The organism is Pseudomonas sp. MH9.3 (assembly GCF_034354675.1).
Classification (GTDB): Bacteria; Pseudomonadota; Gammaproteobacteria; order Pseudomonadales; family Pseudomonadaceae; genus Aquipseudomonas.
In genome coordinates this window covers 295,173-321,900 of record NZ_CP133785.1, presented here as the reverse complement: position 1 = coordinate 321,900, position 26,728 = coordinate 295,173, and the positions used below count along the sequence as shown (strand labels likewise).

Annotated in this window: 23 protein-coding genes, 1 pseudogene and 1 riboswitch; of the genes and pseudogenes, 14 read left to right on the top strand and 10 right to left on the bottom strand. The window is 61.2% G+C overall.

Annotation, left to right across the window (positions count from 1 at the left end; all coding sequences use genetic code 11):
• The first annotated feature begins 82 nt into the window (after window positions 1-82).
• Window positions 83-298: riboswitch (cobalamin riboswitch) on the top strand.
• Between the two features lie 94 nt (window positions 299-392).
• The 4 genes from RHM60_RS01395 to cobM all read left to right on the top strand — a co-directional run bounded on the left by RHM60_RS01395 (window position 393) and on the right by cobM (window position 2,488).
• Window positions 393-581: a CbtB domain-containing protein gene (locus tag RHM60_RS01395; protein WP_209981235.1), complete on the top strand. Its 189-nt coding sequence runs from the start codon at window positions 393-395 to the stop codon at window positions 579-581.
• Window positions 582-592: 11 nt separating this feature from the next.
• Window positions 593-1,285 carry a CbtA family protein gene (locus RHM60_RS01390; protein WP_322213356.1) on the top strand — a complete coding sequence of 231 codons (693 nt, stop codon included), beginning with the start codon at window positions 593-595 and terminating at the stop codon, window positions 1,283-1,285.
• Window positions 1,282-1,674 (top strand): cobalamin biosynthesis protein, encoded by a 393-nt coding sequence (locus RHM60_RS01385; RefSeq protein WP_322213355.1) that lies wholly within the window; start codon window positions 1,282-1,284, stop codon window positions 1,672-1,674. The genes RHM60_RS01390 and RHM60_RS01385 overlap by 4 nt, the downstream gene beginning before the upstream one ends.
• A 67-nt stretch (window positions 1,675-1,741) precedes the next feature.
• Window positions 1,742-2,488, top strand: coding sequence for a precorrin-4 C(11)-methyltransferase (gene cobM / locus RHM60_RS01380; protein WP_209981229.1), 747 nt, complete (start codon window positions 1,742-1,744; stop codon window positions 2,486-2,488).
• Between the two features lie 146 nt (window positions 2,489-2,634).
• Here the strand turns inward: cobM and nfuA are convergent, their stop codons facing one another.
• Entirely contained in the window at window positions 2,635-3,219 is a 585-nt protein-coding gene (gene nfuA / locus RHM60_RS01375) for a Fe-S biogenesis protein NfuA (RefSeq protein WP_003190728.1), read from the bottom strand.
• Window positions 3,220-3,401: 182 nt separating this feature from the next.
• Here nfuA and RHM60_RS01370 point away from each other — a divergent pair, with 182 nt between their 5' ends.
• Window positions 3,402-7,445, top strand: coding sequence for a membrane-targeted effector domain-containing toxin (locus tag RHM60_RS01370; RefSeq protein ID WP_322213350.1), 4,044 nt, complete (start codon window positions 3,402-3,404; stop codon window positions 7,443-7,445).
• A 23-nt stretch (window positions 7,446-7,468) separates the two neighbouring features.
• Here the strand turns inward: RHM60_RS01370 and RHM60_RS01365 are convergent.
• Window positions 7,469-7,650 (bottom strand): annotated as a pseudogene (locus tag RHM60_RS01365) (fatty acid cis/trans isomerase); the annotation flags it as partial.
• Window positions 7,651-7,812: 162 nt separating this feature from the next.
• Here RHM60_RS01365 and metH point away from each other — a divergent pair.
• Complete coding sequence (gene metH, locus RHM60_RS01360) at window positions 7,813-11,523, top strand: methionine synthase (protein ID WP_322213349.1); 3,711 nt, start codon at window positions 7,813-7,815, stop codon at window positions 11,521-11,523.
• A 36-nt stretch (window positions 11,524-11,559) separates the two neighbouring features.
• Here the strand turns inward: metH and RHM60_RS01355 are convergent, their stop codons facing one another.
• Complete coding sequence (locus RHM60_RS01355; RefSeq protein WP_322213347.1) at window positions 11,560-12,627, bottom strand: ABC transporter substrate-binding protein; 1,068 nt, start codon at window positions 12,625-12,627, stop codon at window positions 11,560-11,562.
• A 424-nt stretch (window positions 12,628-13,051) separates the two neighbouring features.
• On the opposite strand from RHM60_RS01355, the gene RHM60_RS01350 reads away from it, so the two are divergent.
• Window positions 13,052-14,710, top strand: a complete 1,659-nt coding sequence (locus RHM60_RS01350) for a nitrite/sulfite reductase (RefSeq protein WP_322213346.1) — start codon at window positions 13,052-13,054, stop codon at window positions 14,708-14,710.
• Entirely contained in the window at window positions 14,694-15,188 is a 495-nt protein-coding gene (locus RHM60_RS01345) for a DUF934 domain-containing protein (RefSeq protein ID WP_322213345.1), read from the top strand. The genes RHM60_RS01350 and RHM60_RS01345 overlap by 17 nt, the downstream gene beginning before the upstream one ends.
• A gap of 130 nt (window positions 15,189-15,318) precedes the next feature.
• Here the strand turns inward: RHM60_RS01345 and RHM60_RS01340 are convergent, their stop codons facing one another.
• Entirely contained in the window at window positions 15,319-15,720 is a 402-nt protein-coding gene (locus tag RHM60_RS01340; RefSeq protein ID WP_057009428.1) for a MerR family transcriptional regulator, read from the bottom strand.
• 71 nt (window positions 15,721-15,791) lie between these two features.
• On the opposite strand from RHM60_RS01340, the gene RHM60_RS01335 reads away from it, so the two are divergent.
• Window positions 15,792-17,024: an NADH:flavin oxidoreductase/NADH oxidase family protein gene (locus RHM60_RS01335; RefSeq protein ID WP_322213343.1), complete on the top strand. Its 1,233-nt coding sequence runs from the start codon at window positions 15,792-15,794 to the stop codon at window positions 17,022-17,024.
• 77 nt (window positions 17,025-17,101) lie between these two features.
• A complete protein-coding gene (gene poxB / locus RHM60_RS01330) occupies window positions 17,102-18,826 on the top strand; it encodes a ubiquinone-dependent pyruvate dehydrogenase (protein WP_322213342.1) in 1,725 nt (574 codons plus the stop codon).
• A 66-nt stretch (window positions 18,827-18,892) separates the two neighbouring features.
• Here poxB and RHM60_RS01325 read toward each other — a convergent pair whose 3' ends face one another.
• Window positions 18,893-19,450, bottom strand: coding sequence for an NADPH-dependent FMN reductase (locus tag RHM60_RS01325; protein ID WP_209981214.1), 558 nt, complete (start codon window positions 19,448-19,450; stop codon window positions 18,893-18,895).
• 227 nt (window positions 19,451-19,677) lie between these two features.
• On the opposite strand from RHM60_RS01325, the gene RHM60_RS01320 reads away from it, so the two are divergent.
• Complete coding sequence (locus RHM60_RS01320) at window positions 19,678-19,914, top strand: hypothetical protein (protein WP_057009432.1); 237 nt, start codon at window positions 19,678-19,680, stop codon at window positions 19,912-19,914.
• Between the two features lie 62 nt (window positions 19,915-19,976).
• Here the strand turns inward: RHM60_RS01320 and RHM60_RS01315 are convergent, their stop codons facing one another.
• On the bottom strand, window positions 19,977-20,321 hold the full coding sequence (locus RHM60_RS01315) for a hypothetical protein (RefSeq protein ID WP_209990280.1): 345 nt from the start codon (window positions 20,319-20,321) through the stop codon (window positions 19,977-19,979).
• Window positions 20,322-20,504: 183 nt separating this feature from the next.
• On the opposite strand from RHM60_RS01315, the gene RHM60_RS01310 reads away from it, so the two are divergent.
• Window positions 20,505-21,422 (top strand): LysR substrate-binding domain-containing protein, encoded by a 918-nt coding sequence (locus tag RHM60_RS01310; RefSeq protein ID WP_322213341.1) that lies wholly within the window; start codon window positions 20,505-20,507, stop codon window positions 21,420-21,422.
• A gap of 31 nt (window positions 21,423-21,453) precedes the next feature.
• On the opposite strand, the gene RHM60_RS01305 is transcribed toward RHM60_RS01310, so the two are convergent.
• The 4 genes from RHM60_RS01305 to RHM60_RS01290 form a co-directional block, all read right to left on the bottom strand.
• The gene (locus RHM60_RS01305) at window positions 21,454-22,032 is read right to left on the bottom strand and encodes a GNAT family N-acetyltransferase (RefSeq protein WP_209990277.1); all 579 of its coding nucleotides are present in this window, start codon (window positions 22,030-22,032) and stop codon (window positions 21,454-21,456) included.
• Between the two features lie 283 nt (window positions 22,033-22,315).
• Window positions 22,316-23,056 (bottom strand): DNA polymerase III subunit epsilon, encoded by a 741-nt coding sequence (dnaQ, locus tag RHM60_RS01300; protein WP_209990274.1) that lies wholly within the window; start codon window positions 23,054-23,056, stop codon window positions 22,316-22,318.
• Window positions 23,057-23,128: 72 nt separating this feature from the next.
• Window positions 23,129-23,581 carry a ribonuclease HI gene (rnhA, locus tag RHM60_RS01295; protein WP_003207474.1) on the bottom strand — a complete coding sequence of 151 codons (453 nt, stop codon included), beginning with the start codon at window positions 23,579-23,581 and terminating at the stop codon, window positions 23,129-23,131.
• Between the two features lie 33 nt (window positions 23,582-23,614).
• Window positions 23,615-24,373 carry a class I SAM-dependent methyltransferase gene (locus RHM60_RS01290; RefSeq protein ID WP_209981210.1) on the bottom strand — a complete coding sequence of 253 codons (759 nt, stop codon included), beginning with the start codon at window positions 24,371-24,373 and terminating at the stop codon, window positions 23,615-23,617.
• Between the two features lie 65 nt (window positions 24,374-24,438).
• Here RHM60_RS01290 and gloB point away from each other — a divergent pair, with 65 nt between their 5' ends.
• Together gloB and RHM60_RS01280 are read left to right on the top strand one after the other, a co-directional pair.
• Window positions 24,439-25,206, top strand: a complete 768-nt coding sequence (gene gloB, locus RHM60_RS01285) for a hydroxyacylglutathione hydrolase (RefSeq protein WP_209981208.1) — start codon at window positions 24,439-24,441, stop codon at window positions 25,204-25,206.
• 98 nt (window positions 25,207-25,304) lie between these two features.
• The gene (locus tag RHM60_RS01280; RefSeq protein ID WP_209981205.1) at window positions 25,305-26,711 is read left to right on the top strand and encodes a transglycosylase SLT domain-containing protein; all 1,407 of its coding nucleotides are present in this window, start codon (window positions 25,305-25,307) and stop codon (window positions 26,709-26,711) included.
• Window positions 26,712-26,728 lie beyond the last annotated feature (17 nt).

Sequence of the window (26,728 nt, the reverse complement as noted above, 5' to 3'; positions counted from 1 at the left end):
GTAAAAATGCCATTACGCCTTTTACGCCGCGATTCTTAATCAGAATCGGCTTCAATTGACGCCCCGGTCATGCTCGTGTTTTCCTGTACATCTTGTTTCGGGTGCCCTTCACAGGGTGAAACGGGAAACCGGTGAGTCATGGCCTGCAATGCCAGGGTATGACGAGTCCGGTGCTGCCCCCGCAACGGTAAGCGAGTGAAGCGTCAGATCCACTGTGCCAGCCGGCATGGGAAGGTGATGCTTTTTGACCCAGCGTCCCTCGCAAGCCCGGAGACCGGCCCGAAAAATCAGATAACAAACCCGCGGTGGGCGGGCGCTGTTCGAACCTCGCGTGCCCGGCTCGCGGGGTTTTCATGCGCTCGTTTCGCCCAGACACTTGATAGGGACGCGCCATGTCGATCATCAGCAGCACCTCACCCGCCGCCAGCCACACCGCCACCCTGAGCCAACGCCTCACTGCCGCCATCGGCGCGTCGGTTCTCGGCGCCTGCCTGGTGTATTTTGCCGGGTTCTCGCATATCGAAGCGGTGCACAACGCGGCCCACGATACCCGCCACAGCGCCGCGTTCCCGTGCCACTGAGGCCTGCCGACATGATCAAGCGTATTGCGCAAACCGCCGGCTTTACCGGCCTGCTGGCCGCCCTGCTGCTGACGCTGCTGCAAAGCTTCTGGGTCGCCCCGTTGATTCTGCAGGCCGAAACCTTCGAGAAGGCGCCGGCTGCAACCGAGGTGGCGCATGAGCACACTGCCCATAGCCACGACGCCGAAGCCTGGGAGCCGGAGGATGGCTGGCAGCGCGTGCTGTCCACCACCGGCGGCAATTTGGTGGTGGCAGTGGGTTTCGCGCTGATGCTGGCGGGTCTCTATACCCTGCGCGCCCCAACCCGCACGGCCCAGGGTTTGCTATGGGGCCTGGCCGGTTACGCGACTTTTGTGCTGGCGCCCACCCTGGGCCTGCCGCCCGAATTGCCGGGCACTGCCGCCGCCGACCTGGCGCTGCGCCAAACCTGGTGGATCGGCACCGCCGCCTCCACGGCCGCCGGTATTGCGCTGATTGTGTTTGGCCGCAACTGGCTGCTTAAGGTCCTCGGCGTGGCGATCCTCGCGGTGCCCCATGTGATCGGCGCGCCGCAGCCCGAAGTGCATGCAATGCTGGCCCCGGAGGCCCTCGAAGCGCAGTTCAAGATTGCGTCGCAATTGACCAACATCGCATTCTGGCTGGCCCTGGGCCTGATCAGCGCCTGGCTGTTCCGACGCAACCGCGACGGTCAATACTCGGCATGATTCTGGCGGTGGGCCTGGGTTGTCAGCGCGGTTGTGATGTTGACACCCTGCTGGCTCTGCTTGACGGCGCCCTTGCCGAGGCGGGAATCGAGCGCCAGCGTGTCACCGCGCTGGCCAGCATCGATCGCAAACAGGATGAGCCGGGGCTGGTCGCCCTGGCCCAGCGGCTGCAATTGCCACTGCAGTGTTTCAGCGCTGCGCAACTGGCGGTTTATGAGGACCGCCTGAGCCACAAGTCAGCCGTCGCCTTTGCCCACACTGGTTGCCATGGTATTGCTGAAAGTGCCGCACTCGCCCTGGCAGAACAGCTGTCGGGCGCCCCTGCCCGCCTGTTGATCCGCCGCAAAAACAACGCCAAGGCTACCTTTGCGTTGGCCTGCGCCGACTGAAACCTCGATAATCACCCTGATCGATCATGAGCATTTTTCATGCTCGCCCCCTTCCACAGGAACTCCCATGACCGTTTACTTTATCGGCGCAGGCCCCGGCGACCCGGAATTGATCACCGTCAAAGGCCAGCGGCTGATCCGCAGCTGTCCGGTGATCATCTACGCCGGTTCGCTGGTGCCGGCAGCGGTACTGGAGGGCCATCAGGCGCATCAGGTGGTCAACAGCGCTGAACTGCATCTGGAACAGATCATCGCGTTGATCAAGGTCGCCCACGCCAGCGGCCAGGATGTGGCCCGCGTGCACTCCGGCGATCCGAGCCTGTACGGGGCGATTGGCGAACAGATCCGTCATTTGCGCGAGCTGGGCATTCCGTTCCAGATCATCCCGGGCGTCACGGCGATAGCCGCCTGCGCCGCGCTGCTGGAAACCGAACTGACCCTGCCGGATATCGCCCAGAGCGTGATCCTGACCCGCTACGCCGACAAAACCCGCATGCCCGATGGCGAAGACTTCGACAGCCTGGCGCGCCATGGCACCACAATGGCGATTCATCTGGGGGTCAATCACCTGGAGAAGATCGTTGCCCAACTGCTGCCGCACTATGGCGCCGACTGCCCGATCGCCGTGGTGCACCGGGCAACGTGGCCGGATCAGGACTGGGCAGTGGGCACGCTCAGTGATATTGCTGAAAAAGTCGCGGCCAAGGGCTTTCGGCGTACGGCGTTGATCGTGGTGGGCAGGGTGCTGGCCAGTGATAGCTTTGGTGATTCATCGCTGTATCGCGCGGGTCATGCTCACCTCTACCGCCCTTGAAGGAACGCGGGCAAAACGGTGGGAGGCGAGCAAGTCCCCTCCCACATTTGATCTGATTAGTTGGATAGCGGGTGCAAGCTTCTGAATTCAAGGCAAAAAAAACGGCGCTCACGGGCGCCGTTTTTTGTTCGCAGTGAACGCCTTACTCAGTAGTAGGCGTTTTCTTTCTGCGTGTGGTCGGTCACATCGCGAACGCCCTTGAGCTCCGGAATGCGCTCAAGCAAGGTGCGCTCGATGCCTTCGCGCAGGGTCACGTCTGCCTGGCCGCAACCTTGGCAGCCGCCGCCGAACTTGAGGACGGCGATACCGTCATCTACCACGTCGATCAGGCTGACCTGACCGCCGTGGCTGGCCAGCCCCGGGTTGATCTCGGTTTGCAGGTAGTAGTTGATACGCTCGTTGACCGGGCTGTCGGCGTTGACATTCGGCACCTTCGCGTTGGGTGCCTTGATCGTCAACTGGCCGCCCATGCGGTCAGTGGCGTAGTCGACCACGGCATCGTCCAGGAAGGCTTCGCTGAAGGCGTCGATGTAGGCGGTGAAGCTTTTGAGCCCCAGCGCGGTGTCTTCAGGTTTCTCTTCGCCAGGCTTGCAGTAGGCAATGCACGTCTCGGCGTACTGGGTGCCGGGCTGGGTGATGAAGACGCGGATGCCGATACCCGGGGTGTTCTGCTTGGACAGCAGGTCAGCCAGATAATCGTGGGCGGCGTCGGTAATGGTTATGGCAGTCATGGAAACTCCTCACAGGCTTGCCGGCAGTTTACGCCAAAATAATACGCAGGTACAAAGTCCTAGTATTTTTGTCGGAAAAGCATTGATTGGTGCGCCACGCCGGGCTTTCTTTCAAAGCGATAGATAGGCACCGCCGCCCAGAGGGAGCGCCTCGCCACACTTGCCTCCTTTGAGAGGCGATCATGATGAACCCGTCCCCCGCTGGGATCGAAGCCAGCCAGTCCATCTATCTCAAGCAGTTGCTGGAACAACAAAGGGCCTTGGAGCAATTGCTGAACCAACAGCCCGAGGCCGCCAGATCCCTCAGCGCACTACTCCTGGCGAAAATCCAGTCGGGATTCCCCGGATTGCCGTTGCCTATTGCACTGAAAGCTGTGAGTTATGACGAAGATATCCAACTGTGCATCCGCCCTGGCACGCACACCCTGGTGTCAACGGACACACCGGCTCGCCCATTGTCTGCGCTATTCACTGACACGCCCTGGGGCGGCGAAAACCATAACGCGCCCAACCGGCGCTACCGCTACCACGCCGCGTCCACCTATCAGCTCCAGCCTGGACACCGCGTCAGTGCCACAAGTGGTGGCACCCCGGCATTCGAAACCTTTCTGGACACGTTGATCCGCCAGCCGGACCAGTGTTTTCAACAGTTACTGGATGAGTATTGGCGGGGCCCGTTCGCACCGGGCGAATCGACAACCCGGCGTCAATGGCTTGCCAGCCAGTTGGGCAAAACCCTGCAGGCCGAAGCGGCGCTGCGCGTGGAGGACGGCACGCTCGACACCGCCTGCAAAATCCTCATCGGCCAGCTCGTCGAGCGGCCCTGCAGCCAGGCTCGCGCGGGCCTGCCGCCAGACCAACGCCCCGCAGCCTTCGCCGTGAGGCTCAAGGGCCGCGCCAACAAACCCGATATCGCGCTGGTGGAGGTGTTTGTAATTGCCGGCAAAACCCCGGCGGCCAACGTCTCGGCAAGCACCGATATCGGCGCTGTTGTGCTGTTCACCCCTCACCAGGGCATTGAGACGCATGCCTCGCTGCAAGCCCTCGACCAGTCGCTGCGCATGCAGATGGCACAGGGTACGGCCCGCGAACAGCTGCTGAGCCTAGCCTGTTGGCAAGACCAGGCACGCGCACGCCGGTACCTGAAAAGTGCCCCCGCCTTCGTTTACACCGCCATCGACGAGCATCTGTTCCAACATCGCGTGGAGCAACTGCTCAGATTGCAGAAAGCCGATATCGAATATGCTTGGCAGCAGGCACGCCAACAGGGTTCGAATGGTCAGCAGGTGTATGAACAATTCAATCGCCTGGCGCATCTCGGCACTTTCCTGGATCTGCGCGAACTGATGGTTGCGCGCAGTCGGCGCTACCTCGAAGCCGCCTTGCCAGCGTGGTATCAGGCGGCAAGCAAGACACACAAACAGGCGCTCAAACAGCGAGCCCATGCCGAACTGGAGGCCAATAAACGCCTGGCCGGCCAATTTCGCACCGCGGCGATCCCCACTCTGCACGCGTTCGCCAGCAGTCAACTCACGCAGCAATTGCAACGCGATTATCCCGACTGGGACACGGTCCCGGATAAGGTTCAGGTCCACATCACCACCTCCTTCAACCCCGCCAGCATGGGGGGCGGCGCGGGCGTGGACCACGTGCCCCAGACCGATGACCCGGCCACACGGCCCAGCAGTGCGGCGGTCTTGACACTGACCCAACTGGCACTGAAGAACAACACGCCGTGGGATGTCAGCGTGTACCAGTTGCTCATCGGTAAACGCACTTCGATGTCAGCCGAGGGCAAGGCGACGTCCGGCAGGCCTATAACCCTGGATGACGCCTACCTCAAATCGCTGATTAAAAAGCTCGACGTGGGCGCAGGTTACGACCGGTTGTTGCAGTTACGCCTGCTCGATCAGGGCCAACCCCTGCGCCAGGCCTGGAGCGGCGCTTATCTCGCCAGCCTGAAAACCCAGGCACTGACCGCCAGGCTGATCAGCGGCAGCTTCCTGAAAGACCGCGAGAACAGGGGCTATAAATGGGTCAACGCGATTATCGAGACCTTTTTGCTCAACGCCTATACCACTGTCAGTGGGCACAAGGTCGTGGCAAGCGCGCTGATTATCGCCAACTCCCCGGCAACGGCCAACGGCTACTCACTCAATGACAGCCTCATAATCAGCGTGGAAAATCGCCGCTCCGTGCCCAACGTGATCCTTTTCACTCCCTCGTGCCCCGCCGAGCACGATATTCAGGAATTTACCGACAGTGCCGCGATGCAGCAGTTTCTCCAATTGCAGTGGGACACCTCCAGCGAATGGCGCGACTACGTCCTCCAACACTTGACAGAACCCGGCAAGGCACGCGTCACGGAGCGCAAGAACCGCATCTACAACCCGTTCGATAACCTTTACTTCGAGACGATCAACGCACCGGTCTGCGATGCACTGTACGAGCAGCAGGTCTGGACCCTGCGACACAACGCCGACGTGGCGTCGACCAGCAACGCTGAAGTCGAACGCGAATCGCTGTGGAACAAGGTCACCTTCGGCATCGATTTGGCAATCGACCTGATCGGCTTTTTACCCATCACCAGCGCTTTCAATGCGGTACGCAATATCACGCGGACACTCATGCTGCTCAAACAGATGGGACGCTCCAAGTCTGCCGCGCGCGCGCTGTGGTCCATCACCGGGGCCCGCAGCCGCCCACTCCTGGCCCCCCAATTTGATGCCGTCCCCGCGCTTCGACCGACGCCGGATCTTTCCGGGCTGGACGTGGCGGTCGACCCGCTGACCCTTGAGCGAATCCGCGGCAACCTCTACCAGAGCGCGACGTCGGTTCAGCAATATGTGCGGGTCAACGGCAAGCACTACCTGACCGACATTGCTCAGGGGCAACGCTTTCTCCACCCCGAAGGTGCAGCCGGAAAAACCCTGCGCTATCCACTGACACTGGATGCCTCCCTCAAGCATTGGCAGGTCGAACCGAAGCCCCGATTGCCTGGCGGCATGGTTCCTGTCGAAAGATCGGCGCTGCAAACGACTTATCGGGACTATGAATTATCACCCGCCGACCTCGCCGCGCTACCGAGTGTCAATCAGGCGAGGCCAGGGTCTTTCAACCTGGAAAAACTGCCCCCGGTGATCCCTGTTACCGATAATTGCGCAGCGATATTTCATGTGTTTGGCATTCAGGCAAGATTGCGTCGCCATGCCAGAAGTTATTACCGGGCGTTCGTTGCGCCTTCAAGGTCGATCGCCCTGCCGCCCCCGCGTCTGTCGACCGATGATTTGTTAAATCAGTTGTTCAGCCAACGTAGAGGCTTGATTTTCGGTGAACACCATTCGTTCCCGCTCACACGGCAGTATTTGACCAGACACGCAGTCAGCCTGAGCCGCGCGGGGGTCGCAGCGTTCTACATGGAGGTGTTCAATACAGATATGCATCAGGCTGCACTGAGGCTGTACAACGCTTCACCCAACAATCAATTGCCTCAATTACTGAGAAGCAGAATTGAGCGCATGGGCGAACCAGCGGCCGGGCAATCGCCATTCGACTACGTTCGATTGGTCGAAGCGGTACACGCCCAGGGCATTCCGATCCATGCGCTGGATACCACTGCCAGCTACCTCTATAGAGCAGGTGATCTCGAACTGCCACACCCGCTGACCCTCGCCGAGTACCTTGATCGCGTGACCATGTTCAACTTCTTTGCCTACAAGAGAATCAATTTCGATCAATCATCCATTGGACCGCATCGCTGGGTAGCCCTCGTCGGGGTCGGTCATTGCAACACCATGCAGGACATTCCCGGGCTGGCCGAGTTGACCGACGCAATCGGCATCCGAATGACCACACGTGTTGCCACCCAGCCGATGACACGGGTGACCCATGATCCTGGCAGGTTGATCGATTACCGCGCGCCCTCCGGACGGTTTCTTTACAGATGTGATTTGCAGGTTTGCCTGCGCAGCACCGTAAACGATCATGAACTGGCCCTTCGCCTACACAGCCCGTTCACTTTCACCACCGTCATGGCGCCCACCAACCAGGCTCTGTTGCTTTACATCAACGCACAGCACGCAGCGGTGGAAGTTGCGGTACTCGCCGACGGCTCCCAGGCATATGTCAATCATGCGCCGTTCGGCGCGGTCAGCCATCGACGCTTCGCCGACCTTGATGCATTGACCGAAGCGTTGATCGATGAACTGGGAATGATCGAGGTTTGAGACTTGGACCGTTTGTCCCTAGAGGTCACGTTGCCGAACACATCGAAATTCACCGCCAACTGGTCATAGATGCGCTCCAACAACGGGTAGTCGAACAGCCACATCGTCTGCGGCACTTCGCCGATAGGCCTTTGGTCACCGAGGCGCTGTCGAAGTGGCGCCAGGTGCTCGGCAGCGCATTGTCATTGCCTGCCCACAGCGTCGTTCTGCGCCGATTCAACGCGTGCAATAGGAAGTGAGGGCAATGCTACTGGCACAGCACGCTCGCCAACATGAGCAACATTCATGCAAAACCCTCTCATGCTCCAAATGCGCACAAGTTTGCTATGATTCACGCCCTCCGTAATGCCTGACCCAGAGTAGTCCCATGTCCGATCGTAGCGCTCGCCTGCAAGCCCTTCACCAAGCCCTCAAGGACCGTATCCTGATCCTTGACGGCGGCATGGGCACGATGATCCAGAGCTACAAGCTCGAAGAACAGGATTATCGCGGCAAGCGCTTCGCTGACTGGCCAAGCGACGTCAAGGGTAACAACGACCTGCTGGTGATCACCCGTCCGGACGTCATCGGCGGCATCGAAAAAGCCTACCTGGACGCCGGTGCCGACATTCTGGAAACCAACACCTTCAACGCCACGCGCATCTCCATGGCCGACTATGGCATGGAAGCACTGGCCTATGAGCTGAACGTGGAAGGCGCACGCCTGGCGCGCCAGGTGGCCGACGCCAAGACCCTCGAAAACCCGGCCAAGCCGCGCTTCGTCGCTGGCGTGCTCGGGCCTACCAGTCGCACCTGCTCACTGTCGCCGGACGTGAACAACCCCGGCTATCGCAACGTAACCTTCGATGAGTTGGTGGAAAACTACACCGAGGCCACCAAGGGCCTGATCGAAGGCGGCGCCGACCTGATCCTGATCGAGACCATCTTCGACACCCTCAACGCCAAGGCTGCGATCTTCGCCGTGCAGGGTGTGTTCGAAGAACTGGATGTCGAACTGCCGATCATGATTTCCGGCACCATCACCGACGCCTCCGGCCGCACCCTCTCGGGCCAGACCACCGAAGCGTTCTGGAACTCCGTGGCCCACGCCAAACCGATTTCCGTGGGCCTGAACTGCGCCCTCGGCGCCAGCGACCTGCGCCCTTACCTGGAAGAGCTGTCGAACAAGGCCAACACCCATGTGTCTGCGCACCCCAATGCAGGCCTGCCCAACGAATTCGGCGAGTACGATGAACTGCCATCGGAAACGGCCAAGGTCATCGAAGAGTTCGCCCAAAGTGGCTTCCTCAATATCGTCGGCGGCTGCTGCGGCACCACGCCCGGCCACATTGAAGCCATCGCCAACGCGGTGGCCGGCTATGCGCCGCGTGCGATCCCGGACATTGCCAAAGCCTGCCGACTGTCGGGGCTGGAGCCGTTCACCATTGATCGCAGCTCGCTGTTCGTCAACGTCGGCGAGCGCACCAACATCACCGGTTCCGCACGCTTTGCCCGGCTGATCCGTGAAGACAACTACACCGAAGCCCTGGAAGTTGCCCTGCAGCAGGTGGAAGCCGGCGCGCAGGTGATCGACATCAACATGGACGAGGGCATGCTCGATTCGAAGAAGGCCATGGTGACCTTCCTCAATCTGATTGCCGGCGAGCCGGACATCTCCCGCGTGCCGATCATGATCGACTCCTCCAAGTGGGAAGTTATCGAAGCCGGCCTCAAGTGCATCCAGGGCAAGGGCATCGTCAACTCCATCAGCATGAAGGAAGGCGTGGAGCAGTTCATTCATCACGCCAAACTGTGCAAGCGCTATGGCGCCGCCGTGGTGGTGATGGCCTTCGACGAAGCCGGCCAGGCCGACACCGAAGCGCGCAAGAAGGAAATCTGCAAACGCTCCTACGACATTCTGGTGAATGAAGTCGGCTTCCCGCCGGAAGACATCATCTTCGACCCGAACATCTTCGCGGTCGCCACCGGTATCGAAGAGCACAACAACTATGCCGTCGACTTCATCAACGCCTGTGCCTATATCCGCGACGAGCTACCGTATGCGCTGACCTCCGGCGGCGTGTCCAACGTGTCGTTCTCGTTCCGCGGCAACAACCCGGTGCGTGAGGCGATCCACTCGGTGTTCCTGCTGTATGCGATCCGCAACGGCCTGACCATGGGCATCGTCAACGCCGGCCAACTGGAGATTTACGACCAGATTCCCGCCGAGCTGCGCGACGCGGTGGAAGACGTGGTGCTCAACCGCACCCCGGAAGGCACCGACGCCCTGCTGGCCATCGCCGATAAATACAAGGGCGACGGCAGCGTAAAAGAGGCCGAGACCGAAGAATGGCGCGGCTGGCCGGTGAACAAGCGCCTGGAGCACGCGCTGGTCAAGGGCATCACCACCCACATCGTTGAAGACACCGAAGAATCCCGGCAGTCGTTCGCGCGCCCGATCGAGGTGATCGAAGGTCCACTGATGTCCGGCATGAACATCGTCGGTGACCTGTTCGGCGCCGGCAAGATGTTCCTGCCCCAGGTGGTGAAATCCGCCCGTGTGATGAAGCAGGCCGTGGCGCACTTGATTCCGTTCATCGAGCTGGAAAAAGGCGACAAGCCGGAAGCCAAGGGCAAAATCCTGATGGCCACGGTCAAGGGCGACGTGCATGACATCGGCAAGAACATTGTCGGCGTGGTGCTCGGTTGCAATGGCTATGACATCGTCGACCTGGGTGTCATGGTGCCTGCGGAGAAAATCCTGCAGGTGGCCAAGGAACAGAAGTGCGACATCATCGGCCTCTCCGGCCTGATCACGCCGTCCCTCGATGAAATGGTGCACGTGGCCCGTGAGATGCAGCGCCAGGACTTCCACCTGCCTTTGATGATCGGCGGCGCGACCACCTCCAAGGCGCACACGGCGGTGAAAATCGAGCCCAAGTACAGCAACGACGCGGTGATTTACGTCACCGACGCCTCGCGCGCCGTGGGTGTGGCCACGCAGTTGCTGTCCAAGGAACTGAAGGCCGGTTTTGTCGAAAAAACCCGCCTGGAATACATCGACGTACGCGAGCGCACCGCCAACCGCAGCGCGCGCACCGAGCGCCTGAGCTACCCCGCCGCCATCGCCAAGAAGCCGCAGTTCGACTGGAGCAGCTACACGCCGGTCAAACCGACGTTTACCGGCGCCAGGGTGCTGGACACTATCGATCTCAGGGTGCTGGCCGAATACATCGACTGGACGCCGTTCTTTATCTCCTGGGACCTGGCCGGCAAGTTCCCGCGAATCCTTGAAGACGAAGTGGTCGGTGAAGCCGCCACTGCGCTGTACGCCGATGCCCAGGAAATGCTCAACAAGCTCATCGACGAAAAACTCATCAGTGCCCGCGCGGTGTTCGGTTTCTGGCCGACCAACCAGGTACAGGACGATGACCTGGAAGTCTACGGCGACGATGGCCAGCCGATTGCCCGGCTGCACCACCTGCGCCAGCAGATCATCAAGACCGACGGCAAGCCGAACTTGTCGCTGGCCGACTTTGTGGCACCCAAGGCCAGCGGTGTAACCGACTATATCGGCGGCTTCATCACCACCGCCGGCATCGGCGCCGAGGAAGTGGCCAAGGCCTACCAGGACGCGGGCGACGACTACAATTCGATCATGGTCAAGGCCCTGGCCGACCGCCTGGCCGAGGCCTGCGCCGAGTGGCTGCACCAGCAGGTGCGTAAAGAGCATTGGGGTTATGCCCAGGACGAAGCGCTGGACAACGAAGCGTTGATCAAAGAGCAGTACAGCGGCATCCGCCCTGCCCCGGGCTACCCGGCGTGCCCGGACCACACCGAGAAAGCCCAGTTGTTCCAGTTGCTGGACCCCGAAGCACGCGAAATGCATGCCGGGCGCAGCGGCGTGTTCCTCACCGAGCACTACGCGATGTTCCCGGCGGCGGCGGTCAGCGGCTGGTACTTTGCCCACCCGCAGGCCCAGTACTTTGCCGTGGGCAAGGTCGACAAGGATCAGGTAAACAGCTACACCGCACGCAAGGGCCAGGATCTGGCCGTGACCGAGCGCTGGCTGGCGCCGAACCTGGGCTATGACAACTAGGATTGTCAGGCCAGTCGTGCTGCTCGCGACCCGCGTTTAGCGCAGCAGCAGTTGCAGGCTGAACGGGTAACGGTAGGACGCGGGCTTGCCCACCGCCGACAATGCGCGAAAGTCCACTGCGGTCGGCGGCCCGAGTAAATGCCGGGCCTGGTTGGCATCGATCAATTGGAACAAGGCTGCCTGGCGATCGCGGCCGCCGTGGGCGTCGAGGTCTACGCCCTTGGCGTGATCATTGATCAACACCATGGCCCAGCCTCCCAGCGTGAAATGCCCGGCCACCAGGGTGGTCAGCCGTCCGTCCAGCCGCGCCTGCAGAATTTCCGGCGAGCTGTTAACGGCACTGAAGAGCACATCCTTGCCCGGCATTCGCCCGCTCGCTTGCACGGCCTGCATCGCGCCCAGCGCCATCTCATCGTTGGCAGCCCACACCAACGCCGTCTGCGGGTTGCGTTTGAACAACTGCGTGGCCTGCTCAAAGGCCCGCTGGCGGTTCCATTCGCCATAGACCAGTTGGCGCAGACGCACTTCGGGATGCTCGGCCAGGGCGCGGTGCAGGCCGCGCTCACGCAACTGCGCAGCCGGGGTGGTCTTGCTGCCGGAAAATGCCAGCAGGTCGATGGACGCCCCGGGCGCCAGCGGGCCGTACTGGCGCAACAGATCGATGAGCATCAGGTAGCCGGCCTGCTCGTCATCGGCCACCAGGCTGGCAATCCAGTCGGGATGCTGGTAGGTGCCCAGCAGTTGAGCCTGATCGGCCGTCAGCGCGTTGTTCACGATCAGCAACTTGACCCCGCTGCCCTCGGCCATACGCAGGATCTGCGGGGCGATGTACTGCTCATTCACCAATACCAGGTAATCCGGCCGCGCACTGCCCAGCAGCGCTTCACGGGCCTGGGCCAAGGTAGTGTCGGAAACGCGCTCGGAATAGCGCACGCGCAAATCCAGGCCGAGGTCAGTGGCGGCAGCCTGCATGAATTGCGCGTAATTGACCCAGAAGGCTTCCGTCGACATACCCGGATTGAGAAACACCACGGACGACGCCTGGACCATCGCCGCGCATGTCGAGCCGAGCAGCCATACACACGCAATCAGAACTTTCAACATGGTTGTCCAAGCCTTGAATATTGACCGCCATCATAGTGGCAATACGACAGGCAATCGAGACACCAGCGAAAAGGTCGTTATGGATGCCCAACCCAGAAAAGCGCTGTGCCCACCACCAGCACAACCAGGAACAGAATGGCCCAGGCATCCACGGTAATGCCGGGTTTACGGACTTTTGTAGAATTGCTCATCGCATCGCCTCTTGTCGGTTTTATAGGTGATTGCATCAAGACTCGAGCACAGTAAAGTTCATGCTTGCCCATATGACAAATGTGGGTATCGCGATAACGGTTCGCATTAGTCATTTTGGTTATTTGCATATACTCAAACATCACTTTTGCGCATAAACGCAACCTGTTATCGTGCGCCGGCTCCGTTGGGAGTGCGCGGCCGTGCGCGCAGATTTGCCGAGAACAGGACCTATATGTACGTATACGACGAATACGATCAGCGCATCATCGAGGACCGCGTCAAGCAGTTCCGTGATCAGACCCGACGCTATCTGGCAGGCGAACTGAGCGAAGAAGAGTTCCGCCCTCTGCGCCTGCAAAATGGCCTTTACGTTCAGCGCTTTGCGCCGATGCTGCGGGTGGCCGTGCCCTACGGCCAACTGACCTCGCGCCAGACGCGCATGATGGCCAAGATTGCCCGCGACTTCGACAAGGGCTACGCCCACATCAGCACGCGCCAGAACGTACAGTTCAACTGGCCGGCGCTGGAAGACGTGCCGGATATCCTTGCCGAGCTGGCCACCGTGCAGATGCACGCCATTCAGACCAGCGGCAACTGCCTGCGCAACGTCACCACCGACCAGTTTGCCGGTGTGGCCGCCGATGAGCTGATCGACCCGCGCCCCTGGTGCGAGATCGTGCGTCAGTGGACCACCTTCCACCCCGAATTCGCCTACCTGCCGCGCAAGTTCAAGATCGCCATCAACGGCTCGACCTCGGACCGCGCCGCCATCGGAGTGCACGATATCGGCCTGGAGCCGGTGCACAACGCCGCAGGCGAGCTGGGTTTCCGCGTACTGGTGGGTGGCGGCCTGGGCCGTACCCCGGTGGTCGGTGCCTTTATCAATGAGTTTCTGCCGTGGCAGGACCTGCTCAGCTACCTCGACGCGATCCTGCGGGTTTACAACCGCTACGGCCGCCGTGACAACAAGTACAAGGCCCGGATCAAGATCCTGGTCAAGGCGCTGACCCCTGAAGTGTTCGCGCAGAAAGTCGATGCCGAGATGGAACACCTGCGCGGCGGCCAGACCACCCTGACCGAAGCCGAAGTGCATCGCGTGGCCAAGCACTTCGTCGACCCGGATTACAAAACCCTGAGCAATCAGGACGCCGCGCTGGCGGCGCTCGATCAGCAGCACCCGGGTTTCGCCCGCTGGCGCACCCGCAATACCCTGGCGCACAAACAGCCGGGCTACGTGGCCGTGACCCTGTCGCTCAAACCCACCGGCGTTGCGCCGGGCGATATCACTGACAAGCAGCTGGACGCCGTCGCCGACCTGGCCGAGCGCTACAGCTTCGGCCAACTGCGCACCTCCCACGAGCAGAACATCATTCTCGCGGACGTCGAACAGAGCCAGTTGTTCGCCCTGTGGGGCGAGCTGCGCGAAGGCGGTTTCGCTACGCCGAACATCGGCCTGCTGACCGACATCATCTGCTGCCCGGGTGGCGACTTCTGCTCCCTGGCCAACGCCAAGTCGATCCCGATTGCCGAATCGATCCAGCGTCGTTTCGATGACCTGGACTACCTGTTCGACATCGGCGAGCTGGACCTGAACATCTCCGGCTGCATGAACGCCTGTGGTCACCACCACGTCGGCCATATCGGCATCCTGGGCGTGGACAAGAAAGGCGAAGAATTCTACCAAGTGTCCCTGGGCGGCAGCGCCAGCCGCGATGCGAGCCTGGGCAAGATCCTCGGCCCGTCCTTCGCCCAGGAAGCCATGCCCGAAGTGATCGGCAAGCTGATCGATGTGTACGTCGAACAGCGCACCGAAGATGAGCGTTTCATCGACACCTATCAGCGCATCGGCATTGACCTGTTCAAGGAGCGCGTCTATGCAGCGAATCATTAAGAACAACGAAGTCCTCGACGAAACCTGGCACCTGCTGCCCAAGGACGCGAGCTTCGATGGCATCTCCAACTGCGACGACCTGATCGTGCCGCTGGCGCTGTGGCGCGAACACGGCCACGCCCTCAAGGCCCGCGACGGCGGCCTGGGTGTGTGGCTGGACGCCGACGAGGAAGCCGAAGAGATCGGTGCCGACGTGGAACACTTCCAGCTCATCGCCCTGAACTTCCCGGCCTTCACCGACGGGCGCAACTACTCCAACGCGCGCCTGCTGCGTGACCGCTACGGTTACAAGGGCGAACTGCGCGCGATTGGCGACGTACTGCGCGACCAACTGTTCTACCTGCGCCGCTGCGGGTTCGATGCCTTCGCCCTGCGCGCCGACAAGGACCCGTACGAAGCGCTGGAAAGCCTGAAGGACTTTTCGGTGACGTACCAGGCCGCGACCGACGAACCGCTGCCGCTGTTTCGGCGACGCTGAGTTCACGGAACGCCGCAGGACCTAATGTGGGAGGGGGCTTGCTCCCGATAGCATAGTCTCAGTCAACATCTGCGTGACTGACCCACCGCTATCGGGAGCAAGCCCCCTCCCACATTGGCACTGTGCACATTCAGGACTGCTTTATCGACGCCAGCACCCGCTCCTGCCCCATCGAACACGGCACGCCTTCCGGCTGCGCCCGCACCGCCTCGATCACCCCCAGCAACTGTGCCTTACTGTGCTCAAGCTGCGCCTGCATCACCTCGATCTGCGCTACCTTGCGTTCCAAACCCTCAATCAGTTCGTCTCGTTTGTACTCGCCCGGTGCGGGCATCAACGCCTTGAGTTCCTGCAAAGTAAATCCAGCCTGCTGCGCGCTTTGGATCAATTGCAGAGTCTGCAGCGCATCCGGCCCGTAGCGTCTGTACCCATTGGCTTGACGCCCCACCTGGCTGATCAGGCCTTGAGCCTCATAAAAACGGATGCGTGAAGCCGCCAGTCCGCTCTGTTTTGCCAGCTCACCTATGTTCATCAAAACGCCTGCTTGACATTAAAGTTAACTTTAAGCTTAGCCTGAGGCCTCCCCTGCTCAGGAGTCAACCCATGTCACCTTTCGAACCCTTGCAACTGCCTAACGGCCAAGTTATCGCGAACCGTATCGCCAAAGCTGCTATGGAAGAGAACATGGCCGATGCTCGGCAAGCACCTTCCCGCCAGCTGAAGCAACTGTACAAAGCCTGGGCCGATGGCGAGCCTGGCCTGCTGTTGACCGGCAACGTGATGATCGACCGCCATGCCATGACCGGTCCCGGCGGCGTCGCCCTGGAAGACGAGCAGCATTTGGACAGCTTTCGTGAATGGGCGGATGTGGCCCGTGCCAAAGGCACGCACTTCTGGGTACAGCTCAGCCACCCCGGTCGGCAGACCATGGCCAACCTTGGCCAGCAGGCTTTGGCACCTTCTGCCATCGCGCTGGACCTGGGCAGTTTTTCCAGGTTGTTTGCCACGCCCAGGGCCATGACGGAAGAGGATATCCAGGACGTGATCAAACGCTTCGCCACCAGCGCACGCCTGGCCGAAAAAGCCGGTTTTACCGGGGTGCAGATCCACGGCGCCCACGGTTATCTGCTCAGCCAGTTTCTCTCGCCCTTGAGCAACCACCGCACCGACCGCTGGGGTGGCTCGTTGGAGAACCGCGCGCGCCTGTTGCTGGAAGTGGTGCATGCGGTGCGCGCGGCGGTCAGTCCGTCATTCTGCGTGGCGGTCAAACTTAACTCGGCCGACTTCCAGCGTGGCGGGTTTGATGACGCCGATGCGCGTGCGGTGGTTGAGATGCTCAACCCCCTGCCCATCGATCTGCTCGAATTGTCCGGCGGCAGCTACGAAGCCCCGGCCATGCAAGGCGAGGCGCGCGACGGGCGCACCCTGGCGCGTGAGGCGTACTTCCTCGAATTTGCCAGGGAGCTGGCAATCATCGCGAAAATGCCGCTGATGGTCACCGGTGGGATTCGCCGTTTGCCGGTGGTGCAGCAAGTACTGGACAGCGGCATCGCCATGGCTGGCATCGCCACCGCCTTGACTCTGGAGCCGCAGTTGCTCAAGCACTGGCGCGAAGGCCGCGATCTAAACCCACAGCTACAGCCCATCAGTTGGAAGCGCAAGCCTCTGGCCGCCCTCGCTACTCTCGCCGTTATGCGCGACCAGATGCGCCGCCTGAGCCTTGGCCGCCTACCCAATGCCAAGATGGCACCGTGGCTGGCATTGCTGCGCGATCAATGGTTTATCGCCCGGCGTGCTCGACAATACCGCGCAGCCATGAAGCAATCTTCACGTTAAAAACGGAGCATTCGCCGTGATCGAACTGTCCCCTATTGATCAGAAATTTTTTACCTCACTGACGATTGGAGTTCTTCATGGCGAAAATCAACCTGGCCCAGCAATTGGCGACCACCCTTGAACAGGCGGGCATCAAGCGCATCTGGGGCCTGACCGGCGACAGCCTCAACGGCCTCACCGACGCCCTGCGCACCATGGACAACATCGAGTGGATGCACGTGCGCCACGAAGAAGTCGCCGCGTTCGCCGCCGGTGCCGAAGCCGCCGCCACGGGTGAACTGACGGTGTGCGCCGGCAGTTGCGGACCGGGCAACCTGCACTTGATCAACGGCCTGTTCGACTGCCATCGCAACCATGTGCCGGTGCTGGCAATCGCTGCGCAGATTCCGTCGTCGGAGATCGGCCTTAACTATTTTCAGGAAACCCATCCTCAGGAGCTGTTCAAGGAGTGCAGCCATTTTATCGAGCTGGTCAGCAACCCCGAACAGATGCCCCAGGTGCTGCACCGCGCCATGCGTTCGGCGATCCTCAACCGTGGCGTGGCGGTGGTGGTCATTCCGGGGGATGTGTCGCTGCTGGAGGTGGACGCCAAGCTCAAGCCGTGGCCGGCCCTGCATGCGCCGCGTAGCGTGCCGGCCGAGCCAGACCTGCAGCGTCTTACCGAGATGCTGCAGAGCAGCCAGAAAGTCACGCTGCTGTGCGGCAGCGGCTGTGCAGGCGCCCATGACCAAGTGGTGGCGCTGGCCGACGCGCTGGGCGCGCCGGTGGTGCATGCCCTACGCGGCAAGGAGCATGTGGAGTGGGACAACCCGTTCGATGTGGGCATGACCGGTCTGATCGGCTTCAGTTCCGGCTACCACGCGATGCTCGATTGCGACACGCTGATCATGCTCGGCACCGACTTTCCGTACCGCCAGTTCTACCCGACCGATGCGAAGATCATCCAGGTCGACCGCGACCCGCAGGCCCTGGGCCGTCGTGCCACGCTGGACCTGGGAATCGCCGCCGACGTCGGCGAGACCATCGCCGCGCTGCTGCCACGCCTGACGCGCAAATCCGATCGCAGCTTCCTCGACACCTCCCTGAAGCATTACCAAAAAGCGCGCCAGGGCCTGGATGACCTCGCACAGCCGTCAAAAGCCGACCGGCCGATCCACCCGCAATACGTTGCGCGCCTGCTCAGCGAACTGGCCGACGACGATGCAATCTTCACCGCCGACGTCGGCTCACCCACCGTGTGGGCTGCGCGTTACCTGAAGATGAACGGCAAACGCCGCCTGATCGGTTCGTTCAACCACGGCTCCATGGCCAATGCCATGCCTCAGGCGATTGGCGCACAGGCGGCGTTCCCTGGCCGGCAGGTGATTTCGATGTCCGGCGACGGTGGTTTTGCCATGCTGATGGGGGATTTCATCTCGTTGGCGCAACTGAACCTGCCGGTGAAAGTCATCGTGTTCGATAACTCATCCCTGGGTTTTGTCGCCATGGAGATGAAAGCGGCCGGCTATCTGGACACGGGCACTGAGCTGAAGAATCCGGATTTCGCCGCCATGTCCAACGCCATGGGCATCCTCGGGATTCGCGTGGAGCAGTCCGAAGACCTGGAGCCGGCCCTGCGCCGCGCCCTGGCCCACGATGGCCCGGTGCTGATGGACGTGGTCACCGCCACTCAGGAACTGGTGATGCCACCGACCATCAAGCTGGAACAGGCCAAGGGATTCAGCCTGTACATGCTCAAGGCAGTGATGAGTGGGCGTGGGGATGAGGTGATTGAACTGGCACGGACCAACTTGCTGCGCTGATCCTGAGCTGACTACATCGTCCAGGGTGGGAGCAGGCGTGCTCTCACCCTGGATATCAGTGGTCGCTCAACCGTTGTGTTTTTCTACCCACTGGCCAAAGGCATCGATAAATGCCTGCAGGAACGGCCGAGTCTTTTCCGACACGTTCCCCGACTCATCAAACACATTCCCGGCCCCACCGAGGTAGGCTTCCGGCTGCTGCATGCACCACACGTCCAGAAACACCAGGGACTGGCGCAGATGGTGGTTGGCGCCAAAGCCGCCGATGGCGCCTGGCGACACGCTGATGATCGCACCTGGCTTGGCGCTGAAGGCGCTTTTGCCATACGGGCGGGAGCCCACGTCAATCGCGTTTTTCAACGGGGCCGGCACTGAACGGTTGTATTCGGGGGTCACGAACAGCACCGCGTCGGATGAACCCACCTGACTGCGGAAAGTGCTGTAGGCTGCCGGCGGTGATGCACCGTCAATGTCCTCGTTGTAGAGCGGCAGATCGCCAATTTCGACAATGTTCAACCTGAGGTTGGCAGGGGCCAGTTCGGCCAGTGCCAGCGCGACTTTGCGGTTGATCGATTGTTTTCTCAAGCTGCCAACCAGGACGGCAATCGTGTAGACCTTGCTCATTGAGGTTTCCCGACGTCTGACTAAAGGAGCCTGTAGTTATAAAGTCTTCGGGGCGTGTTCACCAGAAGCTTTTTGCGATTCACGCCGGGTTTGCCTCGCAGACTCTTGTGTAGGAAGCGGCTGAACTCGTCAGCGAATAGTATTTTTTTCCCATAGGTAAACTACCCGGCTTCTTGACGGTCTACACCACCGCAAATCGAGTGTTTATCTCCAGAGGTTCTAAGCAGATGGCAGCAGTACTTGTCGGACAGTTTCATGCCAGAGACGCGGAAGGCCGCGTGTATTCCGTGCATGAGTTCCAGGAATCCAACCCGGCGCAAGGCGACCTGGCTGGCTCGGCGCCCACCACTACCTACAAGCTGGCCATTGGCGACCGTGTAGAGAAACTGGAAGGCGATGAATTCAGACTGATTCAATCGGGCACGGTTATCGTCCGCGAATCAAAGACCACCCTCGCCTCATAAGATCTCGCCTCATCTACCCGCTCAGTCCTGGCCATTGACGGCATTGACTGGGCCGGGGTCGATCAGGGACGACGCATCTCCGTCAGCTCTATGCCCTCCTCTCCCTTGATCTGCTTGAGCGTCACCATCAGGCTGCCCCGCTCCCCCTCGACCGCAAACAATGAACGCAGGTAACCCGGCGAATCGGCCACCGGATAGGCCTCGACCTGCCTGACCAGCGTGATCCCCAGAATCGCGCCCACCTGCTCGTCCACCTGTTGCTGGGCGCGGATATAGCGTTCCAGCACCGAGTGTTCCGGGATGATTTCGTCTTGATTGTGCAGGAGATAAGCAGCCGCACACCCCACGGTCACCAGGACCAGGAGCTGCTTGACCGTTACCCCGCGAAACAGCGAGGGCATGCGCATTTGAGACCAGACCTGTTTTTGTTGTAAGTACCGGCGTGCCGGCAGTGGTCGTTGATGATCAGACGGCGTCATTCTAGTGAGATCGTGGCCCAACGCCATATGCATGGCCGACGCCAACTGTCTTTTTTGCGCACAATGGCCTGCGCCATTGAATACCCACGGCGCTGCACATAGACTCCGGCCATGCGTTTACGTCATATCGAAGTCATTCAAGCCATCCTGCAGACCGGGCACCTCGGCACGGCCGCCGAGTGGCTGCAACTCCCCGTGGGCGATGTACAAGCCTCGCTCAAGGATGCCGAGCAACAACTGGGCTTCATGCTGTTTGCCAGCGTGCGCGGGCGCCTGCAGGCGACGCGCGAGACCCTCGAATTACAGGCGCACATTGCCCACCTGTACGAAGCGCTGGAGCCGGTGCAACGTCTGGCCAGCCGCTTGAAACATCACCACGCGCCCACCCTGCACGCCCTCTGCACCCCGCCCCTGGCCAATCAACTGCTACCGCAAAGCATTGCCGCATTGCGTCGCCGCTTTCAGGACACGCCGTGCAGCCTGTCGAGCCAGCCGACGCGCGAGATCGTCAGGAGCCTGTTGCTTCACGAAGCGCAGGTGGGGCTGAGCCTGCATGATCCGGAACATCCGCAGATCCAGAGTACCCAAGTAGCCCAGGGCAAACTGCAAGTGCTCGCCCCCCGAGGCTGGCTCAAGCCACGGCAAAAGTACATCGCACTGCAGGACCTGGCCGGGCAGTCGCTGATCGGGCTTGAAGGGCACGACCCCTTGAGCCGTCTGCTGGACGCCAAACTGCAAGCCCTGCGCCCGCTGCCGGTGGTGCAGACGCGGGTGCAGACTTACCAGATGATGCGCAGCATGGTGGAGGCCGGCGAAGGCCTGGCGATTGTCGACCCGTTCACGGCAGCCGGCGCGCAGGAGGCCGGACTGGATGCCTGCCCGCTGTCGCCGCCCATCCCGGTGGTCCTTTACGCATTGATGTCGAAGAACGTCGAACCCACGCCCGCGCTGAACGCGCTGCTGGAGATCGTTGCGCACAAGGCCGAGGCTCTGCTGGCGGGCACTTCGCCCCATACGCCTGTCGCGTAACAGGCTGTCCAGGCCCCAGCGCTGGATCGGTTCATGACTGCGCTTTCAGCACCGTCTCGGACTTGAATAACCGATACCAGAAAATCGCCACTTCGCGGGTTTGCGGGTCGATGCCGCGATAGCGCAGGTGGTCGATACCCCCCATCACATAGCCGCAGCGCTCATACAACCGGCACGCGCCGAGGTTGTTGTTCTGGGTTTCGAGCATCATGCCCGGCAGGTTTTTCTTGCGGCTCCAGAACTGCGCCACATCCAGCAACGCCTTGGCCACGCCGTGACGCCGTGCCGGCAGGATCACCGCCAGTTCGTCGACATGGGCAAACCCGTTCCAATTGGTGCTGACCACGATATGCCCCACCGGGCAATCATCCAGGTAGGCCATAAAGATCGCACTGTCGGGCGCATCGCGAAAACTGGCGAACTCCTCGGGGTCGATGCCATAACACTTGCGGTACGGCAGGATACGCTCCACCTGCCATTGATCAACGCGCTTGCCCATCTCCGGCACGCCATAGGCACTGACCTCAAAGCTGAAATCGTTGCCCCACACATAGGCATCAAAGCCTGCATCGGCGACCCGCACACTGAGCCCTGGATACTTCGGGTTCATGACAGCTTGCATAACGTTCCTCAACCCTTGATGCCATCTACGGTGTAACAACGACCACTGCCGTCATCCTCATGTTGAACCCATGCAGATCGGCATCCATCGACACCGCCTCCACTTCGCAGCGCGCAGCGTTTGGCCAGGGCGCGGCGAAACACAAACACTTCCTGCCACAAGGGTAGAAGCCGGAAGCGGATGTGGCGAATGAAGATTTCACGGTTCAAGGCGATCAACCGTGGGAGGAGACCTATTCCCTCCCACACGGTCGATCGCATTTGAATCCGAGTCATTGTTGAGTCAGTTGAGTCCACAGCGCCGGCGCACCCGCAGACTTGGCAATCGCCTCCAGCCGCGCCACATGCTCGGCCAAATCCTGCTCACTGGCGCGGATGATCGGTGTGGGTGTGCGATCGGCCGGCAGGCGGCGGATTTCCGAAGGGCGGTTGCCCGAGCCTTCCGCCGAACCGCTGCCGTCGGACGCGTTACCGGCCAGGGAGAGGCTGGTCTGCCCGCCGGTCATGGTCAGGTAGACGTCGGCGAGAATCTCGGAGTCGAGCAAGGCGCCGTGCAGTTCACGGTTGGAGTTGTCGACGCCATAACGCTTGCACAACGCATCGAGGCTGTTGCGCTGGCCCGGGTGACGCTCACGGGCCATCATCAGGGTATCGAGGATCGAACAGTGCCGGGAAATATCCGCACGGTCCGTCTGCCCCATCAGGGCGAACTCGTTATTGATAAAGCCGATGTCGAACGCCGCGTTGTGGATGATCAACTGCGCGCCGTTGATGAACTCGAAGAACTCGTCGGCCACCTCGGCGAAACGCGGCTTGCCCTTGAGGAATTCGTCGGTGATGCCGTGGACGCCAATCGCGCCTTCGTCACTTTCCCGGTCCGGTTGCAGGTACACGTGGAAGTGCCGCCCGGTGAGGCGACGACCCATCAGTTCGACACAGCCGATTTCGATGATCCGGTGGCCGTCGGTCACCGGCATGCCGGTGGTTTCGGTATCGAGTACAACAGATCGGATGGCCATCAGGGTTCAGCTCTCAACGGTGTGGTGGAGTGTGTAGAAGGCGCGATGTTAACACGGCAGCCGGCCTCAGCTCTGCTTGTAGCCGCGCACCTCATCCACGCCACGGTTGGCCAGTTGGTCAGCGCGCTCATTGCCTGGATGGCCGATATGCCCGCGCACCCATTTCCAGGTGATGTTGTGGCGATTGCATTGCTCGTCGAGCAGTTGCCACAGGTCGGCGTTCTTGACCGGCTCCTTGGCCGCCGTCTTCCAGCCGCGCTTCTTCCAGTTGACCATCCACTCGTTGATGCCCTTCATAACGTATTGCGAGTCGGTCACCAGCAGCACGTCGCAGCGCCGCTTGAGCTCCTCGAGGCCGCGAATCGCGCCCATCAGCTCCATGCGGTTGTTGGTGGTGTTGGCTTCGCCGCCCCACAGTTCCTTCTCCACGCCCTTGCACACCAGCAATGCGCCCCAGCCGCCAGGGCCAGGGTTGCCCTTGCAGGCGCCATCGGTGAAAAGTTCTACGGTATCGGTCATCGTTTGCTCGGTCTTGAATCAAAAAGAGGGGGTTTACGGTTCGCTTTGCTTGCGATTGACCTTGGCCATCGGCATCGGCACCAGCTTGCCCATGGGCTGGCGGGCCACCTGACGCACCGGACGCAGGCCGACCACGATCTTGCGCGCCACCAATAGATAGAAGCCGCCACCGGCCAATTGCCAGGTCCCCGCGCGACGTTCCCAGCCGGCCAGACGGCCCTGCCACCGGGTCGAGGCAAGCGGCGGACGATAGCACCCGAAGCGGCGTTTCTCCAGCGCGAAGCCCAGCAGATTCAGCCAGTCACCCACCCGTGAAGGCGCGATGCAGCGTGCCTGGCGCAGGCCGTCCTGGGCGAACACATGACGCAGGCCCCAGGTGCTCCAGGGGTTGATGCCGATAATCAGCAAATGGCCACCGGGGCGCACGCTGCTCGCCGCTTCACGCAACAGGCCGTGGGGCGACAGGCAGAAATCCAGGCCATGCTGCAACACCACCACATCAGCGGCGTGCTCGCTCAACGGCCAGGCCTGTTCCTCGCAGACAATCTCCACACCGGGCAACGGGGCCCCCAGGCGCACATTGCGCTGCACCTGCGGCGCGGCGGGCGGGGTCTGGGCCGATGGGCCGTAATGCACCAGGTAGCCGCCAAAGAACCGGCCCAGCTCGTCTTCGAGCATGCGCCGCTCCTCCTCCAGCAAAAATTGCCCGATGGGCCCGGACAGCCATTCGCGGGCTGCGCCGATCAGCGCGAGCCACTCAGGATCGGCCTGGGCGAACGCTTTATCAGTCATTGCATTCTCCTACTCGCCTGGACGTTCTAAGATGCACCAATGTGTTCAGCTTGGCGAATCGAAGAATGATACAGATCAGTGCCCTGCCCGCCTTCACCGATAACTACATCTGGTTATTACAGGACCCGCATACCCGCCGCTGCGCCGCTGTCGACCCCGGCGATGCCGCGCCGGTGCTGGCCTGGCTTGGGCAGAACCCGCAGTGGACCCTCAGCGACATCCTCGTTACCCACCATCACCACGACCATGTGGGCGGTGTTGCGCAGCTCAAGGACGTGACCGGCGCCAAGGTCTACGGCCCGGCCAGCGAGAACATCCCGGCGCGGGACGTGGCGCTGCACGACAACGACCGCATCAGCGTGCTGGGCTGGGACTTTGACGTTTACAGCGTACCCGGCCACACCCTCGGCCATATCGCGTTTTATCACCAAGGCGTGCTGCTGTGCGGCGACACCCTGTTCGCCGCCGGTTGTGGCCGCCTGTTCGAGGGCACGCCGCAGCAGATGTACGCCTCGTTGCAGCGTCTGGCCGACCTGCCCGACGACACGCAGGTGTATTGCACCCACGAATACACACAAAGCAACCTGAAATTTGCCCAGGCGGTGGAACCGCACAACGCCGATATCGCCGAACGGGTGGAAAACGTCCGCCAATTGCGGGCTCGCGGCGAGATGACGCTGCCCTCGAACCTGGCTCTGGAAAAGCGCACCAACCCCTTCCTGCGCACCTCTGAAACATCCGTTAAACAAAAAGCGGACGAACGGGATGGTCGTGACAACCGGGCTGGGGCCGAGGTGTTTGCCAGCTTGAGGGCATGGAAAGATACGTTCTAAGCCTACGTATTCTGATACGTAATTTCTGAATGGTTGACCGGAACCAAAGCGCTTTCTAGAATCGCCCGACATTTTTGCCCGGAACTTACTTCCAGCCAATGTCGTCATCTATTCGTAAATCCATCTCTTCAGACGCATTGACCCGCCTGGCTCAAGCCGTGGCGGTGGCCGTTTCCGCAACTCTGGCGGGCTGCCAATCCACACAATATGCTGCACAATCCACCGTGCAACCCAAACCGAATCTTGCTGCCAAGATCAAGCAAAAACCCATCTGGCTTTCAGAGAAGCCCAGCCCCGAAGTGCCCCAGGATGTCTGGGAACGCATGCGTCGGGGCTTTCAATTACAGGACAGCGCAGGCGTCAACCCGCGCATCGAGCAACAGCGCCTGTGGTTCGCCAGCAATCCATCCTTTCTGGAAAACGCCGGCGAACGCGGCAGTCTCTACATTCATTACATCGTCGAACGCCTCGAAGAGCGCAACATGCCGCTGGAACTGGCGCTGCTGCCAGTGATTGAAAGCGCCTACAACCCGATGGCCTATTCGCGCAGCGATGCGGTCGGCCTGTGGCAGTTCATTCCCTCCACCGGGCGTTACTTCAATCTGCGCCAGACCCGCGCCTACGATGGCCGCCGTGATATCACCGCATCCACCACCGCCGCCCTGGATTACCTGACGCGCCTGCATGACATGTTCAACGGCGACTGGCTGCTGGCCCTGGCGGCCTACAACGCCGGTGAAGGCACGGTAAGCCGCGCCATCGAGCGTAACGAAAAGCTCGGCCTGCCTACCGACTACTGGAACCTGCCCCTGCCCCAGGAAACCCGCGACTACGTGCCCAAGTTCCTGGCGCTGTCCCAAGTGGTGCTGGCGCCTGAAGCCTATGGCGTCAACCTCAGTCCGATTGCCAACACGCCCTACTTCGAAGTGGTTGAGGTCAAGCAGAGCATGGACCTGTCGCGGGTCGCCGCGCTGGCGGAAATCGACGAGGACGAACTGTTCCAGCTCAACCCGGCCCTCAAGCAACGCACCACCCTCGACGGCCCCCAGCATCTGCTCGTCCCCAGTTCCAAGGCGCACCTGCTGACCAGCACGCTGTCGACGATGAAACCCGAAGAACTGCTGGCCATGCGCCCGAAAAAGCAGGTACTCGACGAAGTCGAGACCGCACGCGTGGCCGGGCGTACCCGCAACTACAAGGTGCGCAGCGGCGACAACCTCACGCTGATCGCCAAGGCCAACAAGGTCGACGTGCATGACCTGCAGCGCTGGAACAAGCTCAATGGCCAGGCGCTCAAGGTTGGCCAGACCCTGGTGATGCAGGACACACGCCGCGCCGTGGCCAGTGCCAAAAAACCGGTGCAGTACAAGGTCAAGAAAGGCGACTCGCTGTCTATCGTCGCCAAACGCTTCAACGTCGAGATGCAACATCTCAAACGCTGGAACCCGCGCACGGGTCAGGCGCTGAAGCCGGGGCAGATGCTGGTGGTTTCGGCACCGCGCTGAATCCTCGGCAACACTGA

Excerpts from the sequence above, each read along its gene's own strand:
- RHM60_RS01390 (WP_322213356.1), top strand. The coding sequence starts at position 593 with ATGATCAAGCGTATTGCGCAAACCGCCGGCTTTACCGGCCTGCTGGCC.
- RHM60_RS01325 (WP_209981214.1), bottom strand. The coding sequence starts at position 19,450 with ATGAGCAAGGTCTACACGATTGCCGTCCTGGTTGGCAGCTTGAGAAAA.
- RHM60_RS01370 (WP_322213350.1), top strand. The coding sequence starts at position 3,402 with ATGATGAACCCGTCCCCCGCTGGGATCGAAGCCAGCCAGTCCATCTAT.
- nfuA (WP_003190728.1), bottom strand. The coding sequence starts at position 3,219 with ATGACTGCCATAACCATTACCGACGCCGCCCACGATTATCTGGCTGAC.
- poxB (WP_322213342.1), top strand. The coding sequence starts at position 17,102 with ATGGCGAAAATCAACCTGGCCCAGCAATTGGCGACCACCCTTGAACAG.
- RHM60_RS01345 (WP_322213345.1), top strand. The coding sequence starts at position 14,694 with ATGCAGCGAATCATTAAGAACAACGAAGTCCTCGACGAAACCTGGCAC.
- RHM60_RS01350 (WP_322213346.1), top strand. The coding sequence starts at position 13,052 with ATGTACGTATACGACGAATACGATCAGCGCATCATCGAGGACCGCGTC.
- RHM60_RS01355 (WP_322213347.1), bottom strand. The coding sequence starts at position 12,627 with ATGTTGAAAGTTCTGATTGCGTGTGTATGGCTGCTCGGCTCGACATGC.
- RHM60_RS01335 (WP_322213343.1), top strand. The coding sequence starts at position 15,792 with ATGTCACCTTTCGAACCCTTGCAACTGCCTAACGGCCAAGTTATCGCG.
- RHM60_RS01310 (WP_322213341.1), top strand. The coding sequence starts at position 20,505 with ATGCGTTTACGTCATATCGAAGTCATTCAAGCCATCCTGCAGACCGGG.
- RHM60_RS01315 (WP_209990280.1), bottom strand. The coding sequence starts at position 20,321 with ATGCGCATGCCCTCGCTGTTTCGCGGGGTAACGGTCAAGCAGCTCCTG.
- RHM60_RS01340 (WP_057009428.1), bottom strand. The coding sequence starts at position 15,720 with ATGAACATAGGTGAGCTGGCAAAACAGAGCGGACTGGCGGCTTCACGC.
- RHM60_RS01385 (WP_322213355.1), top strand. The coding sequence starts at position 1,282 with ATGATTCTGGCGGTGGGCCTGGGTTGTCAGCGCGGTTGTGATGTTGAC.
- RHM60_RS01280 (WP_209981205.1), top strand. The coding sequence starts at position 25,305 with ATGTCGTCATCTATTCGTAAATCCATCTCTTCAGACGCATTGACCCGC.
- RHM60_RS01290 (WP_209981210.1), bottom strand. The coding sequence starts at position 24,373 with ATGACTGATAAAGCGTTCGCCCAGGCCGATCCTGAGTGGCTCGCGCTG.
- gloB (WP_209981208.1), top strand. The coding sequence starts at position 24,439 with ATGATACAGATCAGTGCCCTGCCCGCCTTCACCGATAACTACATCTGG.
- metH (WP_322213349.1), top strand. The coding sequence starts at position 7,813 with ATGTCCGATCGTAGCGCTCGCCTGCAAGCCCTTCACCAAGCCCTCAAG.
- rnhA (WP_003207474.1), bottom strand. The coding sequence starts at position 23,581 with ATGACCGATACCGTAGAACTTTTCACCGATGGCGCCTGCAAGGGCAAC.
- RHM60_RS01305 (WP_209990277.1), bottom strand. The coding sequence starts at position 22,032 with ATGAACCCGAAGTATCCAGGGCTCAGTGTGCGGGTCGCCGATGCAGGC.
- cobM (WP_209981229.1), top strand. The coding sequence starts at position 1,742 with ATGACCGTTTACTTTATCGGCGCAGGCCCCGGCGACCCGGAATTGATC.
- RHM60_RS01395 (WP_209981235.1), top strand. The coding sequence starts at position 393 with ATGTCGATCATCAGCAGCACCTCACCCGCCGCCAGCCACACCGCCACC.
- RHM60_RS01320 (WP_057009432.1), top strand. The coding sequence starts at position 19,678 with ATGGCAGCAGTACTTGTCGGACAGTTTCATGCCAGAGACGCGGAAGGC.